14 protein-coding genes are annotated in these 16178 nt (G+C 59.5%); 6 read left to right on the top strand and 8 right to left on the bottom strand.

Features of this window, described 5'->3' with window-relative positions:
- Positions 1–7: 7 nt before the first annotated feature.
- The 4 genes from WFP06_RS10040 to WFP06_RS10055 all read right to left on the bottom strand — a co-directional run bounded on the left by WFP06_RS10040 (position 8) and on the right by WFP06_RS10055 (position 3763).
- Entirely contained in the window at positions 8–952 is a 945-nt protein-coding gene (locus WFP06_RS10040; RefSeq protein WP_336987029.1) for an alpha-E domain-containing protein, read from the bottom strand.
- The gene (locus tag WFP06_RS10045) at positions 952–2385 is read right to left on the bottom strand and encodes a circularly permuted type 2 ATP-grasp protein (RefSeq protein ID WP_336987030.1); all 1434 of its coding nucleotides are present in this window, start codon (positions 2383–2385) and stop codon (positions 952–954) included. Before WFP06_RS10045 ends, WFP06_RS10040 begins: the two co-directional genes overlap by 1 nt.
- The gene (locus tag WFP06_RS10050; protein ID WP_336987031.1) at positions 2382–2945 is read right to left on the bottom strand and encodes an esterase/lipase family protein; all 564 of its coding nucleotides are present in this window, start codon (positions 2943–2945) and stop codon (positions 2382–2384) included. Before WFP06_RS10050 ends, WFP06_RS10045 begins: the two co-directional genes overlap by 4 nt.
- Before the next feature lie 260 nt (positions 2946–3205).
- Positions 3206–3763: a DUF3617 domain-containing protein gene (locus WFP06_RS10055; protein WP_336987032.1), complete on the bottom strand. Its 558-nt coding sequence runs from the start codon at positions 3761–3763 to the stop codon at positions 3206–3208.
- Between the two features lie 107 nt (positions 3764–3870).
- Here WFP06_RS10055 and uvrB point away from each other — a divergent pair, with 107 nt between their 5' ends.
- Positions 3871–6057, top strand: coding sequence for an excinuclease ABC subunit UvrB (uvrB, locus tag WFP06_RS10060; protein WP_336987033.1), 2187 nt, complete (start codon positions 3871–3873; stop codon positions 6055–6057).
- Entirely contained in the window at positions 6054–6647 is a 594-nt protein-coding gene (locus tag WFP06_RS10065) for a hypothetical protein (RefSeq protein WP_336987034.1), read from the top strand. Before uvrB ends, WFP06_RS10065 begins: the two co-directional genes overlap by 4 nt.
- On the opposite strand, the gene WFP06_RS10070 is transcribed toward WFP06_RS10065, so the two are convergent.
- The gene (locus tag WFP06_RS10070) at positions 6574–8700 is read right to left on the bottom strand and encodes a protein-disulfide reductase DsbD family protein (protein ID WP_336987035.1); all 2127 of its coding nucleotides are present in this window, start codon (positions 8698–8700) and stop codon (positions 6574–6576) included. The genes WFP06_RS10065 and WFP06_RS10070 overlap by 74 nt on opposite strands.
- Before the next feature lie 78 nt (positions 8701–8778).
- Here WFP06_RS10070 and WFP06_RS10075 point away from each other — a divergent pair, with 78 nt between their 5' ends.
- Positions 8779–9993 (top strand): UbiH/UbiF/VisC/COQ6 family ubiquinone biosynthesis hydroxylase, encoded by a 1215-nt coding sequence (locus WFP06_RS10075; RefSeq protein ID WP_336987036.1) that lies wholly within the window; start codon positions 8779–8781, stop codon positions 9991–9993.
- Position 9994: 1 nt separating this feature from the next.
- Here the strand turns inward: WFP06_RS10075 and WFP06_RS10080 are convergent, their stop codons facing one another.
- From WFP06_RS10080 to hemC, 3 genes are read right to left on the bottom strand one after another with little or no spacing between them, the layout of a single operon-like run.
- Positions 9995–10912 carry a hypothetical protein gene (locus WFP06_RS10080; protein ID WP_336987037.1) on the bottom strand — a complete coding sequence of 306 codons (918 nt, stop codon included), beginning with the start codon at positions 10910–10912 and terminating at the stop codon, positions 9995–9997.
- A gap of 57 nt (positions 10913–10969) precedes the next feature.
- Positions 10970–11653 carry a uroporphyrinogen-III synthase gene (locus tag WFP06_RS10085; RefSeq protein ID WP_336987038.1) on the bottom strand — a complete coding sequence of 228 codons (684 nt, stop codon included), beginning with the start codon at positions 11651–11653 and terminating at the stop codon, positions 10970–10972.
- Positions 11650–12600, bottom strand: a complete 951-nt coding sequence (hemC, locus tag WFP06_RS10090; protein ID WP_336987039.1) for a hydroxymethylbilane synthase — start codon at positions 12598–12600, stop codon at positions 11650–11652. Before hemC ends, WFP06_RS10085 begins: the two co-directional genes overlap by 4 nt.
- Before the next feature lie 47 nt (positions 12601–12647).
- On the opposite strand from hemC, the gene tsaD reads away from it, so the two are divergent.
- From tsaD to WFP06_RS10105, 3 genes are read left to right on the top strand one after another with little or no spacing between them, the layout of a single operon-like run.
- Positions 12648–13676 carry a tRNA (adenosine(37)-N6)-threonylcarbamoyltransferase complex transferase subunit TsaD gene (gene tsaD / locus WFP06_RS10095; RefSeq protein ID WP_336987040.1) on the top strand — a complete coding sequence of 343 codons (1029 nt, stop codon included), beginning with the start codon at positions 12648–12650 and terminating at the stop codon, positions 13674–13676.
- Positions 13673–14659: an NAD(P)H-dependent glycerol-3-phosphate dehydrogenase gene (locus tag WFP06_RS10100; protein ID WP_336987041.1), complete on the top strand. Its 987-nt coding sequence runs from the start codon at positions 13673–13675 to the stop codon at positions 14657–14659. Before tsaD ends, WFP06_RS10100 begins: the two co-directional genes overlap by 4 nt.
- A complete protein-coding gene (locus tag WFP06_RS10105) occupies positions 14656–16149 on the top strand; it encodes a lipopolysaccharide biosynthesis protein (protein WP_336987042.1) in 1494 nt (497 codons plus the stop codon). The genes WFP06_RS10100 and WFP06_RS10105 overlap by 4 nt, the downstream gene beginning before the upstream one ends.
- Positions 16150–16178: the final 29 nt, after the last annotated feature.

A 16178-nucleotide genomic window follows, 5' to 3' on the forward strand; every position in this document is an offset into this window, starting at 1 on the left:
TCTGTCCTCAGCTCACAAACCGGTAATCGTTAGAAATCGCAGCGGCAATTGCGCGGTTCTGAACGATGTAGCTGGTGAGAAAATGGTGCAATCCCGTGTCGAGAATATCTTCGATCGAGGTGTTCGAAAGCTGTTGGTCTGCCTCGCGCATCAGCGCATTGCTGTCACCTTCGGTCCCGTGCAAGCGGGCAAGTTCCGCCAGATTTGCACGCAGTTCGGAAAAACAGAACGCAAGGCTGCGCGGGAAACGGTCATCAAGTACCAGAAATTCCATGATGCCGCGCGAATCGATGCGGGCGGCGTGGATCGAGCGGAAGGCACGGTTGCCCGACACCGAACGCAGCACATTGTCCCACTGCCCGGTATCGAGGCTGGAGCCGACATGCGCCAGTGATGGAAGAAGCAGGTAATATTTGATGTCGAGAATTCGCGCGGTGTTGTCCGCCCGTTCGACAAACGTGCCCGCACGCGCAAAAGCATAGCCCTCGTCGCGCAGCATGGTACCCTCCAGCGAGCCCTGCACAAGGGTGCCGGTGTTTCTGACCATTGCGAGCGCATCACCCAGATTGCGCTGGCTGATGGGTTTTGAAAACAGCTGTTTGATTCCCATCCAGCTTTCGTTGAGCCCTTCCCACAATTCCTCGCTGATCGCATTTCTTGCAAGACGTGCATTGGTCCGCACATTATCGATCATGTCCATCACGCTGAGCGGGTTGGCCTTGTCTCGGAGGATGAAATTCCAAACCTGAATGCCGGAATAGGAAACGTTCGATTTTTCGTAATCGGCTTTCAAACCAGCGGTCTGAATGACCGAGCGCCATTCTTCCTCCGATGTGACCAGATCGCGCGTCAATGCCATCCGGAAACCTGCATCAAGCAGACGAACGGTGTTTTCCGCGCGTTCGAGATAGCGGAACATCCAGTATATGCCGTGGGCCGTACGTCCTAACATCAATCGTCCAGCACCCAGGTATCCTTGGTGCCTCCGCCTTGACTTGAATTTACCACAAGAGAACCTTCCTTCATGGCAACTCTGGTCAAGCCGCCCGGTGTAATGTCGATGCTGTCCGGAGATACCAGAACGAACGGCCGCAGATCGACATGGCGCGGTGCCAATCCCTTTTTCTGGTAAATCGGGACTGTCGAAAGCGCGAGTGTCGGCTGCGCGATGTAATTTTCCGGATTGTTTTCAAGTTTATGGCGAAACTCGCTGATTTCCTTCTTGGAGGATGTCGGGCCGATCAGCATCCCGTATCCACCCGAACCGTGAACCTCTTTCACCACCAGTTCTTCCAGATTGTCGAGCACATATTTCAAACTGTCGGCATCGGCGCAGCGAAACGTTTCGACGTTAGGAAGCAGCGGCTTCTCGCCCGTATAGAATTCGACAATTTCGGGCATGAAACTGTATATCGCCTTGTCATCGGAAATGCCCGTACCTGGCGCATTGGCAATCGTTATTCCCCCTGCGCGGTACACATCCATGATGCCCGGTATCCCCAGAATCGAATCGTGTCTGAATGTCAGCGGATCGAGATAATCATCATCCACACGGCGATAAATAACATCAATCGGCTCATATCCGCGGGTGGTGCGCATGGCCACGCGCCCGTCAATCACACGCAGATCGCTACCTTCCACCAATTCTGCGCCCATCTGGTCCGCCAGAAATGCGTGTTCGAAATAGGCGCTGTTGAAAATGCCCGGCGTCAGCACCGCTACAACCGCTTTGTCGCCGGCAGCGGGTGGCGCGCACGCAGCCAGACTGCTGGCCAGCCTGCGCGGATAATTGGCAACCGGTGCCACTTGCACCTGTGTGAACAGTTCAGGGAACATCGCCATCATCGTCTCGCGATTTTCCAGCATATAGCTGACCCCAGATGGCGTGCGGGCATTGTCTTCCAGCACCATGAACTCGTCAGGTCCGGTGCGAACAAGATCAATTCCCACAATATGGGTGTAAACCCCGCCCGGCGGCGTAAACCCGACCATGTGCGGCAACCATGCGACATTGTCGCGGAACAATCGCTGCGGCAGTCTGCCCGAACGGATAATCTCCTGCCGGTGATACAGATCGTGCATGAATGCGTTGAGCGCGCGCACCCGCTGCTCTATCCCTTTGGAAACACGGCGCCATTCCTGTCCCGAAATAATCCGCGGCACCTGGTCAAACGGTATCAGCCGTTCTTCGGCGTCATCTTCGCCATAGACATTGAATGTGATACCCGTCCGCCGAAATTCATGGTCTGCGTCGCGCTGCTTGCGCTCCAGATATTTGGGTGCTTGCTTGTGCAGCCACTCGCAATACCCGGCATAGGGCTCGCGCACGTCTCCACCAGCGGGATTTGCCGAACCGAACATTTCATCAAATTTTTCGTCGCTCATATAGCGTCCTTGTCGAGAGCGCGAAGCACGGCGGAAATAGCCTCGCCCGAATTGGCGAAGCCCAAATGCGTGCAGCGAAGCGCCTCAGCGCGATCGCGCTCGAAGGGCTTACCGCATGCTGAGCGCGGCGCAACTATTCCGTCGCGGGCAGACCACAAAGCCACGGTCGGCACAGGCGGCTTTTGCGAAACCGTGCCGGCCAAAGGTGCTTGCTCCACAGTGTGGCCGGCGATCAATTCATACGCCCGCCAGGCATTATTATCATGAGGATCGCCCGAAAACGGGGATCCCATAGTCACGACCAGCGAAACCGCGTCCGTTTCGCGCTTGGCCATCTCGCGGGCAAACAAGCCGCCAAGGCTCCACCCAACCAAAGCAACCTTGCCGCGCTCCTTCCGGTGGAATCTGCGCAAATTTTCCTGCAACGCATCAATCCGTTCGGGTGACGGGCGCAGGTTCCAGCCAAGGCCCCAGTCAATCACGCGGTGGCCGGCCTCTTCCAGCTTGGCGCCCATATATCTCATCCGTATGGGATGGGTTCCAAATCCGGGTAGCAGCATGACGGGCCGCGAAATCGCCGCCTTCTCCACGTGAAATTCGCCATTTCTTAATCGCCTGATAGGTTCTGCCCAAGCGGAGATTTCACCTACTAAATGCCTTAGAGGCGGCCCGCCCGAACGTGGCGCGGCAGGCGCAGGTAGCCCCTTTTCGGGACCGCTGCTGTCATGCCTGTCACCCCTGTTCACAAAGCTGCCCTGTCCGTTCACACAACCCTAACGGGCGGCGCATTGCTTGTTTCCCGAAAACCTCTGGCCGGTGCTCAGGTGCAATCGCCAAGCCGCTCATTGGTTACTTCCATCGTCATATTGACTGCACCGCCCGGCATTTGCGAGCCGCTCTGCTTCATTTTCATGACCATGACTTGCTTTTCAGGGGTCATCACTCCGGTCATCGCGATCTGTGCGCCAACGCCGCGATCGCCGGTACAACTCATTTGCGCATCGAGATTGCCGCCATCGGCAGAAAACCGGTCGAACTTGCAGTCGGCCCCGTCAGCGGCCCTGTTCATTTTTCTGGTCATCTCTTCCCAGCCATCCTGCACTTCATCGGCAGAGAGACAATATTCGTTAGCCTGTTTTTCGACACCCGCCATCATGCCGCGCATCTGTTCGGCCTGCTTTGGGGGAATCCCGGGGATCTCAAACTCGATCAGTTTAACAGTGCTACGGTATTTTCCCGGCATCGGCTTGTTCAGGTCGCCAGCCTCTCTGGCCACTTCGGCGAGCGATTTTCCGTCGGTCGGTGCGTCTTGCGCCTCCCCCCCGCAAGCAGCGAGCATGCCACAGCATGCCAGCGTGAAAATGATCGTCTGGCGCATAAGAAAATCCTCGATATCTTCAATTCGGACGCCTTCGTAACAAGCATGAACAATATTGCCAAATGGGTCCATTGCGATTGCGCATTCTGTGCCCCATATGTTCGCTCATGGCTGAATTAGTTATCCGTCGCGGGCTGGAAGAACCCGATACTTCAGACGATTTCAAACCGCACAAACCCGCCCGGCCCAAAAAATCGATGCCGGGTAAACGCTTCGAACTGGTGAGCGAGTATGAGCCTGCCGGCGACCAGCCGACGGCAATCAGCGAACTTGTCGGCAGCGCGCGCGAGGATGAACAGACGCAGGTGCTGCTGGGTGTGACCGGTAGCGGCAAAACTTTCACTATGGCAAAAGTGATCGAGACGCTGCAGCGCCCTGCGCTGATTCTGGCGCCAAACAAGATACTCGCCGCGCAGCTATACGGCGAGTTCAAAAGTTTTTTCCCGCACAACGCTGTCGAATATTTTGTCAGCTACTACGATTACTACCAGCCCGAAGCGTATGTTCCGCGCAGCGATACCTATATCGAGAAAGAAAGCAGCGTTAACGAGCAGATCGACCGGATGCGCCATTCGGCCACGCGTTCCCTGCTTGAACGCGATGATGTGATCATCGTTGCATCCGTATCCTGCCTTTACGGTATCGGCTCGGTTGAAACATATTCGGCGATGATTTTCGATTTGCAGAAGGACACTTCGGCTGACCAGCGCGAATTGATCCGCAAGCTGGTGGCGCTACAATATAAACGCAACGACACTGCTTTCCAGCGCGGCACTTTCCGCGTGCGGGGCGATAACCTGGAGATCTTCCCTAGCCACTACGAAGACATGGCATGGCGGATCAGCTTTTTCGGTGACGATATCGAGGAGATCAGCGAATTTGATCCTTTGACGGGTAAAAAAGGCGCCAGCCTCGACAAGGTCCGCGTCTATGCAAATTCGCATTATGTCACGCCGGGCCCGACGATGAAGCAGGCGGCGCAGGCAATTAAGTTCGAACTGGCCGAACGGCTCAAAGAACTGGAGGCCGAGGGCCTGCTGCTCGAAGCGCAGCGGCTGGAGCAGCGGACGAATTTCGATCTGGAGATGATTGCCGCAACCGGATCGTGTGCGGGTATCGAGAATTACTCACGCTTCCTGACAGGCCGCCTGCCCGGCGAGCCGCCGCCCACACTATTCGAATATCTGCCTGAAAATGCGTTGCTATTCGTCGATGAAAGCCACCAGACGGTTCCGCAAATCGGCGCGATGTCGAAGGGCGACCATCGGCGGAAAATCACCCTGGCGGAACACGGATTCCGCCTGCCCAGCTGTATCGACAATCGCCCGCTGCGATTCAACGAATGGGATGCCATGCGCCCGCAGACCTTTGCGGTAAGCGCCACACCGGGACCATGGGAAATGGAACAGACCGGCGGCGTATTTGCCGAACAGGTGATCCGCCCGACCGGCCTGATCGACCCGCCCGTAGAAATACGCCCGGTTGAAGATCAGGTGCAGGACTGCATCGACCAGTGCCGCCAGACGGCCGAAAAAGGGTATCGAACACTGGTGACCACGCTGACCAAGCGGATGGCGGAAGACCTGACCGAGTTTATGCACGAGGCCGGGCTGAAAGTGCGCTATATGCATTCGGACGTGGAAACGCTGGAGCGTATCGAACTTATCCGCGACCTGCGCCTCGGCGTTTATGACGTGCTGGTGGGCATAAACCTCCTGCGCGAAGGGCTAGACATTCCCGAATGCGGGCTGGTCGCGATCCTCGACGCCGACAAGGAAGGTTTCCTGCGCAGCGAAACATCGCTGATCCAGACCATCGGACGCGCAGCGCGTAACGTGGACGGCAAGGTTATTTTGTATGCTGACCGCATGACGGGCAGTATGGAACGCGCGATTGCCGAAACCGATCGCCGCCGCGAACGCCAGAACGCCTATAACCTCGAGCATGGCATCACGCCGACAACTATCAAGCGAAACATCCAGGATATTGTCGCGCACACCGCCAGCCAGGACGGGGTAACCGTCGATCTCGGCGACGAGGAGCGCAACAATCTGGTCGGCCACAATTTGCGAGCTTACATCGAGGACCTTGAACAACGTATGCGCAACGCCGCTGCCGATCTGGAGTTTGAAAAAGCGGGTCGGCTGCGAGATGAAATCCGGATGCTGCAAGCCGATGAGCTTGGTTTGCCCGATGCTGACAGGAAAGCGCAAATTGTCGGTCGCAGCACCGAAGGCAAACCCGGCACGCGCAAAATGAGTTACGGCCAAACCAGACGAAAGTGGAAAAAGTGAAGCAATTGCTCGCAGTGATATCGGTCGCCGCGTTATGCGCGTGCAACCCGCCAGCGGCAGGCGAGGTCGACGAGCGTGATACCACCGAGGCGGCCGGTCTGGGCCCGCTTGCTCCACTTGCATCGCCTGACACTCAAGACGCAGTCTGGGGCACTGGAACGGGCGAACGGCGCTTGATTTACGGAAACCCCGGACAGCCGCCGCTGATATCCTTGGCCTGTGAAAATTTCAACACTGACAAAGCGGTGGTACGGATTGTCCGCTATGTGCCCGGACAATCCGGGGCAAAAGCGCTGTTTGCATTGGTCGGTAACGGAACTGTCTCGCGTTTGAAGATGGACAGCCGGTGGACGGGAAAAGGCTGGCAGTGGGAAAGCGCTGTCGATCCCGCCAGCCCGGATCTGGACGTCTTGACGGGCATCCGCAGCGTGGAGGCGACATTGCCTGGCGGCGGCAGTGTTATTCTCAACCCCAGTCAGGCCCCGCGTGATTTGATAAACCAGTGCCGCAGCGGGATTATTCCCCCGGCGGAAGCGGACGAGATTTTGGAGGAGGAACAATTTCTCGTCGAGGACGGTTTGCCAGATTGACCAAGGTAGCCTGGGTCAGTACCTGCGGCAAAACCTCCTCGGCACCCGACGGCGATATCCAGACATATAGCGGCACGCCTGCAGCGCCTCTGCTTTCCAGATATTCGGTTATCGCAGGATCGCGGCGGGTCCAGTCACCGCGCAACACCTTCACTCCCGCTTTCGCAAAGGCATCGCGCGTTGCCGCGCGCTCTATCGCCGCGGCTTCATTGACCTTGCACGTAACGCACCAGTCGGCCGTAAACCACAGGAACACCGGCGCGCCGCTTGCCCTGGCATCGGCCAGCGCAGCCACGCTATAGGGCTGTTCCTGCAGCAACCCGCTCGGCTGGGCCTGATCGGTAAGCGTGTAGGCGCGGGGCAGCATGATCATGGCCAAAATTGCGACAATCGAAAGCCGCAAAAACAGGCCAAGTCCCGTCTTGTGTCCGCGCCTGCGTTTCCGGTCCGAAATCACGAATGCGACAATAACGCCGCCCGCCAATGCAACTCCTAACCCTGCCAATGGCACGCCGCCAAGCCGCCACGTAAGCCAAAGCAGAGCCAATGCCGTCAGCCCCATGGGGATTGCCATGAGCTTCCGGAAAGTCTCCATCCACGGTCCGGGCTTTGGAAGAAGGCGGCGCACTGCCGGCACAAAACCCAGCAGCAGGAAAGGCAGCGCCAGCCCCAGCCCAAGCATCCCGAACAAAACCATCGCTTGCGCTGCCGGAAGCAGCAGCGCTGCGCCCAGTGCAGCGGCCATGAACGGTCCGGTGCATGGAGTCGCGACCACTGCCGCCAACAATCCGGTTGCAAACGCGCCTAGCGGTCGGCCTGAACGGGTAATTTGCACGCCGGGCAGTTCGAACAGGCCTGCGAAATTTGCGGTGATCGCTGTCGCCAGCATCAACAGCGCGGCGACCACGCCAGGTTCTTGCAACTGGTATGCCCAGCCCACCTGCTGTCCTGCTGCACGCAGAGCCAGCAACAAACCCCCAAGCGCGAGGCAGGCCAGAACCACGCCTGCGCTATAGGCTATGCTGTCCTTGCGGGCAGCCCCCTCGTCGCCGCCGGCGCGCACAAGGCTGATCGCCTTGAGGCTGAGGATGGGAAATACGCATGGCATGATGTTAAGCAGCAGTCCGCCCGCCAGCGCACCCAGTATCAACGTCCATAAAGGTGCGGCCTCCCGGCCGGTACCAGCAAGCGGAGCGCCATTTTTCGGTACCGGTCCCGGCAAGGCGGATATTCTGACCCCCTGATTGTCGCCAAACGCCAGCACGGCTTCGAAAGGCCCGGCCGCTGCGCGCTCGCTCGCCTCGAGTTCGGCGACCAGCAGATCGCCGACCTTGCTAAACCTTTGCGGTGCGGCATATTCGATCAGCCCGTCGTTGCTGACGAACAGATGCGGGGTTCCGACATCAAGGCTATTTGGCAGCGGCACCGCGACCCGCAACAATCCTCCGGTTATTGCAAACGTAGCGTTCCTGTCGATCCGCGGCGGTATCGCCGATTGCCACGTTGCGAATTGACGCACATCTGCGGGATCGACAGGATTGCCGACAGCCGCGGTCAACACGGCGTTTTCAGGCACGCAAATCGCATCGGTGCAGGCCAGCCAATCTGCCGCTACCGATATCGGCGCCGGGCCCAAAACAGCAGCGTTTGGTCCGGCGATTAACGGCACCAGCACCGTATATTTGCCGTTATAGACATGGTTCATCAGCCCGCCGATGAGCAACGTTTCGGGCACCGGGTAGCGCGGGTTTCCGGCCCGCCATCCTTCGGGAAGCCGCCATTCCAGCGTCATCCCGAAACCGGCATCTCCCGGGTTTTCCCAATAGCCATGCCAGCCTGGCTTAGGCTCGAATACCAGTGCGGCCTCACGTGTCTGGCCGGCTTCCTGTGGGCCGGATATCACCAGTCTGGCGGCGATATTGTTCTTGCTTTGCGGCAACGCAGATTGCGCGTTCGCAACCGGCAGATCGGGCACAATCGCCAGCAGCAGGAATACCGCGAACACGCGCATGAATGCGGGCACATACACCAAACTGGATCGTTGTGATTTCACCGTGCTCCTCGTAGAACGGTCAGTCTGAACCTTCAATGGCCTCCACAATCCGCGGCCCAGTCATTCACGGAACCACGCATGGACGAAAAACGCGACCTCCTGATTATCGGCGGCGGACTGGTCGGCATGACCCTGGCGCTTGCTGCCGCGCATAGGGGAATTTCAAGCCATGTGGTCGATCGCGCCGATCCGGCCGAACTGACCGCCGAAGGTTTCGATGGCCGCGCTTCGGCCATATCCACCGCCAGCTGGAACCTGTTCACCAATATCGGCTTGGCATCGCGGCTGGAACCCCATGCCTGTCCGATCACCAGCATCGCGGTAACCGACGCGATGCGCCCCGGCCAGATCGACTTTACGCCCGAAGCGCATGAGGGAACGCTTGGGCGAATGTTTGCCAATCGCATATTGCGGCTGACGCTGTTCGAAGCCGCGCGTGAGCAGCCGTTGATAAAATGGCATTCGAACGCCGATATCGTTGATCGCGCGCGCAGCGAATTCGATGTCTCGGTCCAGCTTGCCGATGGCCAGACAGTCTGCGCCGATTTGATGGTTGCGGCGGAAGGCCGCGGATCACCCACCCGCGAGGAAGCCGGCCTGAATGTGGCGAGATGGGATTATCGCCACCGCGCAATCATTGCCGGGCTGGAACACGAATTGCCGCATGAGGGTGTGGCGTGGGAAATTTTTTACGAAACGGGTCCGTTCGCCTTGCTGCCGATGCGCGATCTTGAAGACGGAACGCATCGCAGCGCGCTGGTCTGGACGGTTGACGAAAGCGAAGCCGCAGGCACGCTGGCAATGGGCGACCGGGCGTTTCTGGCCGAAGTGCAAAAAAGGATGGGATCGATTCTGGGCGAAGTCCGCAAAACCGGGCCACGTTCGTCCTATCCGCTTGGGTTTCACCACGCAGCGACGATTACCGGCAACCGTCTGGCATTGATCGGTGATGCAGCCCACGGCATCCATCCGATCGCCGGCCAGGGGCTGAACCTTGGGCTGCGTGATGTCGGCGCCTTGGTTGAAGTGATAGCAGACGGGCAGCGCATCGGCCTGAGCCCGGGTAACGCGCAAATTCTCGATAAATATGAACGCTGGCGCGGGCTTGATGCCTTTAGCGTGGCACTGGCGACTGACGGTTTGACACGGCTGTTCGGCATCCCTGGGCGCACGGCATCGGCTGTGCGCAGGCTAGGGATGGCGGGTGTGCAACGCGCGCCGGTGTTGAAGCGCTGGTTTATGGACGAAGCGCGCGGCGTGTCGGGCGATATGCCGGACTTGCTGCGCGGTTGAATTACTGGTTTCCGCTGCCTGCGGGGCTAAGCTGTTCGATCCTGTTGCCAGCACCGTCGCGCAATTTGCGTGGTTCCAGTACAGCTGAGGTTTCCACCAGATCGAGCGCGCGCATCGTCGCAGAATAACGTTCCGCATCGGCAACCCAGCCGGATGCATCAGCCGCTCCGGGCAAATTCCTGACTTCCGCAATGGCTGCTTCAACGCGCCCGCTTTCCAGAAACAGCCGCGCGCGTTCCATCCGGCGGGTCGGCTGCGGCGACGGCGCACTTTCGCGGCGAACCACAAATAACCCGCTCACTTCGCGCTTGATGCCTTCCCACCCGCCAACACCGGGTGATTGTGCCAAGCGGGGCGATAATCCTTCCAGCCGCGCGACCAGCTGTTCCAGCGTTACGGGATTGCGCGAGTTGGAAATTATCGTCGCCACCGCGTTGGGTAAGGCATCACCGAACCTGAGCCGCAATTGATCAGCCAGGTAACCCAGTTCGGCACCCCGCTCGATTGCACGACGCGCTGCAAACGCGATCAGCAAACCTTCGGCACGGGCGGCGTTGCCGGCCGCTGCCTGCGCCTGAAGATCAAGATTGGCCAATCGTTGTTCCGCCGCCGCCAGCCGCTGGTCGAGGCCGCCTTGCGTTTCGGCCATCTGCACTACAGCTTCGGCAGCTTCTGCCACATTCGTCGGCGCGGGGCTGGGCGAAATAAACGGTTGCGGGTCCGCATCGCCGGGCACTGATGTTACGCCGGAATCGACGCCGGTAACCGATTGCGCCGGACCATCGGTCCAGTAGCCATGTTGCCATGCATAATATGTCAGCGCCGCCCCGCCAAAAGCAATTATGCCGATACCGAGCAAGAGATTGGAGCGGAGACCGCCGGTTTTTGCAGTTTGGGTAGAAGCGTGTTCGTAAGCCATAAATCGGGGCGCCCGAAACCGGAAGTGACAGGCACCAATATCTCCGCGAAGTTACCGTCAGGACGGTTCATGGCACATGCTGCGGGCCAGCGCCAGCAGCGCAGCATCTGACGGACGTGCTGCAACCGCGACCTGCGCCCATCCGCCTCCGGCAGCCGACGCAATCCGCGGCCCCAGTGCCACAAGCGTAATGTGCGATGGATCGATATCAAGCCTTCTGCATTCATTGGAAAAATGCTGCGCCGCCGCCGCAGAATGAAGCAGCACCATAGCTTTTCCGCGTAAAATGTCTTTCAGCGAATGCGGCATTGGCCGCGCGCAAGAACGGTAAACAATTCGGCGGGTGATGTGCACATGGTCTGGCGGTTCAAGCGATATGTGGTTTTCGCCTGCAAGGCGGAGCAGATTGATCGGCTCTGCAGGAAGTTGATCGACCAGTTGCTGCAACCCGCCCTCGCCGGCCAGTCTGACGGTAAAACCGTGCGCCGCGGCAATATCGGCAGTTGCGGCGCCGACAGCAAGGACCTCCAGCCCCGTATATTGCCGCAACTGGTCGCCGCCATGCCGAAAGACGTTCGCACTACCCGCCAGCAATGCGCCAAACCCTGCCGGCGGCGGACCGTCCCAGCCCACCGGTTCGATTTCGAAAAGCGGATAAGCCTCAATTGCCAGACCGAGCCGGGACGCAGCGATGACTGTCTCACCCGATCCCGGTTCGGGACGGATTGCAACGATTTTCACGCGTCTGCCTGTCCGCTAAACACCGTGCGTATATTCGCGGGCGCTCGGCCCAGCAATTCCTGCGCCAGACGTGCCGCCGCCCCGGTATTGCCTGCGGTTATTATGGCCGAACCTTCCACTTTCACCGCACCGTCCGGACTGAACAGGACTACCCGAAGCACGATCCGGTCCGCGCCCCCGCTTGCGTGTGCAGCAACAGGGCTGTGACAGGTGCCGCCAAGCGCCAGCAAAAGCTCCCGCTCTGCCGAAACTTGCGCGCGCGTGTCGGCATCATCTAACGCTTCCAGCAGGTTGCGGGTACGCGCATCTGCGCTGCGGCATTCCAATCCGATGCAGCCTTGCGAGGCGGCAGGCGGCCAGTCATCGATGCCCAGCGGGGTTCCCACACCGGTCTCGCCCAGTCGCTGCAAACCGGCTGCCGCCAGCAGGGTTACATCCGCCTCTCCGGCGGCCAGCTTGGCCATGCGGGTCGCAACATTGCCGCGAAATCCGACAATTTCCACATCCGGACGCAGATTTAGCATCTGTGCTGCACGCCGCGGCGAACTTGTTCCGACCTTGGCCGCTCTGGGAATTGCGCGGATTGACGCCGCACCAAGCAAGACATCGCGGACATCGGCGCGCGGAAGCATTGCCGCAATCGTAAGCTGCGGCGACCGAACCGTCTCGACATCCTTGAGCGAATGGACCGCTGCATCTATTTCGCCGGAGGCAAGCCAGGCATCCAGTTCCCTGGTCCACAGCGCCTTCCCGCCAATATCGGCTAGCGGACGATCCTTGATTTTGTCCCCGCTGGCCAGCACCGGAACCAGTTCGACCTGATCTTCTCGCCAGCCATGCGCCTGGCAAAGCCGCGTGCGCGCCTCAACCGCCTGCGCCATCGCCAGGGGCGATCGCCGCGTGCCCAGCCGAAGCTTGATATCGGGATTTTCGGTTTCGTTCGTCATGTCGCAAGGCTTGCCCTAAACAAGCCGCTCGTTCAGGGGAAGCCGCGATGGCATTGATGCTCGGAATAGAATCCAGCTGCGATGAAACCGCAGTGGCGCTGGTTGACAGCGAACGCCGGATTGTGGCCCAGCGGATCGCGTCGCAGGACGAAGAACACGCGCCCTATGGCGGTGTTGTCCCTGAAATCGCAGCGCGCGCCCACGCCGAAAAGCTGGCGCCAATGGTGCAGGCCGTGCTTGATGATGCACAAATAACCCTGGCCGATGTTGACGGGATTGCGGCGACCGCAGGTCCGGGATTGATCGGCGGTGTGATGGTCGGTCTGGTGACCGCAAAAGCGCTCGCAATGGCCAGCGGCAAACCGCTCATCGCCGTGAACCATCTGGAAGGGCACGCCCTGTCGCCGCGGCTGGCGGACCCTGCGCTGCAATTTCCCTATGCCTTGCTGCTGGTATCGGGCGGCCATTGCCAGATCTTGCGGGTGGACGGTGTCGGGCAATATTGCCGGTTAGCCACCACGATCGATGATGCCCTTGGCGAAGCGTTCGACAAGACTGCCAAAATCCTGGGGTTGGGGTTTCCCGGCGGCCCTGCGGTTGAGCGGCTGGCGCGTGACGGTGATCCCGCTGCCGTCCCACTACCCCGCCCGCTTTTGCGTAGCAAGGAACCGCATTTTTCCTTCGCCGGCCTGAAAAGCGCGGTGCTGCGCGCAAAACAAAGCGGCAAATATGTTGACGCCGATCTTGCAGCAAGTTTCCAGCAGGCGGCAATCGATTGTGTAATTGACCGGCTGGGGAAATCGCTCGGCCTGATGGGTCATGTCACTGCATTTGTGGTTGCTGGCGGCGTGGCTTCCAACAAGGCAATCCGTACCGCGCTGGAGGTTCAATCGCGCGCGCACGGGCTGCGATTTGTCGCGCCTCCGCCTGCACTTTGCACCGATAATGCCGCGATGATCGCATGGGCCGGGATCGAGCGTATCGGACAATCCGATCCGCTGGATATTGCCGCACGCCCCCGCTGGCCGCTAGACGCCGACGCGGAACCCGTCCGCGGTGCAGGAGTGAAAGCATGATCGGCGTATTGGGAGCAGGTGCATGGGGGACTGCGCTGGCGCAGATGCTGGCGTCGGACGGCCGCGAAGTGATCCTGTGGGCCCGCGAGTCCGAACTGGTTGCCGAAATAAACGCGCTGCACACAAACAGCATATTCCTGCCTTCTGCCAGACTTGCCAAAACTATCCGGGCAACCGGAAATCTGGCCGATCTGAACGGGCTGGACGCGTTGCTGGTCGTCACGCCGGCACAGCATATGGGCGACATACTTGGCGCTATGGGTTCCATTCCCCGCGATCTGGTGCTGTGCAGCAAAGGGATCGAAAAGGAGACCGGCCGCCTGATGAGCGACGTCGCATCCGATGCGGCGCCCGATAGCGAGGTTGCCGTACTCTCGGGACCGACATTTGCCCATGAAGTCGCCGCCGGCCTTCCTACCGCTGTCACGCTGGCTTGCGGCGGCAAGCGCAGTCAATGGCAGCGCCTTTCGCCCGCCATCGCCCGCCCCAGTTTCAGGCCATATTATTCGGATGATGTCGTCGGCGCAGAAATTGGCGGATCGGTGAAAAACGTCCTCGCGATAGCGTGCGGCGTGGTCGAAGGGTTGCAGCTTGGCCAAAATGCCAGAGCGGCACTGATTGCCCGGGGATACGCCGAAATGCAGCGGTTTGGTGATGCGCTCGGGGGAAATGCGGAAACATTGGCGGGTTTATGCGGTCTGGGGGATCTGGTCCTGACCTGCTCATCGACAGCCAGCCGGAATTTTTCGCTCGGCAAGGCGCTGGGTGAAGGAAAATCTGCCGAAGAATTGATGGCTGACCGCCGCACGGTGGCGGAGGGCGCACACACCGCACCCGTACTGGCCCAACTGGCCGCGAGCCACGGGATTGCCATGCCGATTGTAAGCGCAGTGAATCGTTTGCTTGACGGCGCTCCGGCGCGCGAAGTCGTCTCCGGTCTGCTCGCTCGCCCGCTGAAGGACGAACAAGGGCCGTCTGCGTGAGCACCCAAACCTCACAGGCTGATATTGCCGCACTGGCAAAGGGCGGGCGAACAAACTTCTTCGGGTTCCTGCTTCGCCTCGCTGCCCGCTTGCCGTTCCTGTTCATTGCCGGCCGGCTGTACGGTGCCGACGCGCTTGGACGGTTTGCCTCTGCGCTGGTGGTTGTCGAACTGGTTTCGCTGGTTTGTTCGATGGGCGAAAAGCGCGGACTGGCGCAGCGCCTGACCAACGGGACTACCGACGAGGTCGGGCTGGTTTTCGATGGCATGCTGGTGGCCTTCGTGTTTGCCTGCGGTGCGGCATTGATACTGTATCTGTTTCCGGCACCACTTTTCCCGAGCGGTAATTATACCTCGCTCGACAGGCTGATCGTTATCGCAATTCCCGGATATGCGTTGACCGAAATCGTGCTGGCTGCGCAGGCTTATAAATTCGACATCGGAACGACTGTGCGTGCGCGCGCCGTGGTCGAGCCCTGGACCATATCAATCATGGCCGGGATACTGTTTTACCTGTTACCGGCTTCTGGCCTTTCGATGGCATATCTGTCAGCCATCTATGCCGGTTTGCTGACCGGCCTGTGGTCGTTTTTCCGGACATACGGGTTGCCCAAGGCATGGGATCCCAACCCCGCCCGGATTATCAGAATGATCGCGCGCGCCTTTCCGCTGGCGGTTTCCGACGCGATCGAATGGGGTACGCGGCGCGTCGATATTCTGATCCTCGGATTTTTTGCATCACCGGCAGTTGTCGGTGTTTATTATGTTGCACAGCAGGTCGCCAGCCTGCCGCAAAAGCTGAAAACCAGTTTCGAGCCAATTCTTGGTCCGGTGATTACCCGCAATCTGAAGGAGAACAATCTGCCCGCCATCGCCGCTCAGGTTTGTCAGGTCGGATTCTGGATCATCGCCGCGCAAGCAGGCATTGCGCTGGCACTGGGTATTCCCGGCGAAGCGGTCATGGGGCTGGTCGGACCAAACTTTGTTTATGGTACGGCTGCGCTGGCGTTTTTGCTCGCAGCGGAAGTCGTGGCGGCAACAGCGGTCGTGTCCGAGGCCGCGCTGGTCTATGTTGCGCGACTAAGGAACCTCTGGATTTCCATTTTCACCATCGCCTTACAGGCAAGTTTGACTCTGGGTGCCATGGTGCTGGTTGATAATTACGGATTGGGTGATGTTTACCGCGCGGTCGGCGCTGCCATGTCGCTGATGGTTGCGCTGGGCATTGCATCGCTAATCAAGGCCACCCTGCTATCGCGGATATTGGGCGCATCGGTCAACAATTGGCGCTGGGCACTTGTTTATGCTGCGGCGCCGGCAGTCGTGGTCGGATATCTCGCCACGTACCTGCCCGAATGGGCGGAGCTGCTATTCGGCATCCCGGCCATTCTCGGCGTGTATGGCTGGGTGATCTGGCGCCGTGGTTTCGGGCCCGAGGACCGGGTGCTGTTCCGCAAAAGTGTCGTCGAGGCGGAACCCGAGGAAAGCTGAGCTTTCGTTTCCCTGATCTGCCAGCTAAA

This window comes from Altererythrobacter aquiaggeris (assembly GCF_037154015.1).
In the GTDB taxonomy this organism is placed as follows: Bacteria; Pseudomonadota; Alphaproteobacteria; order Sphingomonadales; family Sphingomonadaceae; genus Aestuarierythrobacter; species Aestuarierythrobacter aquiaggeris.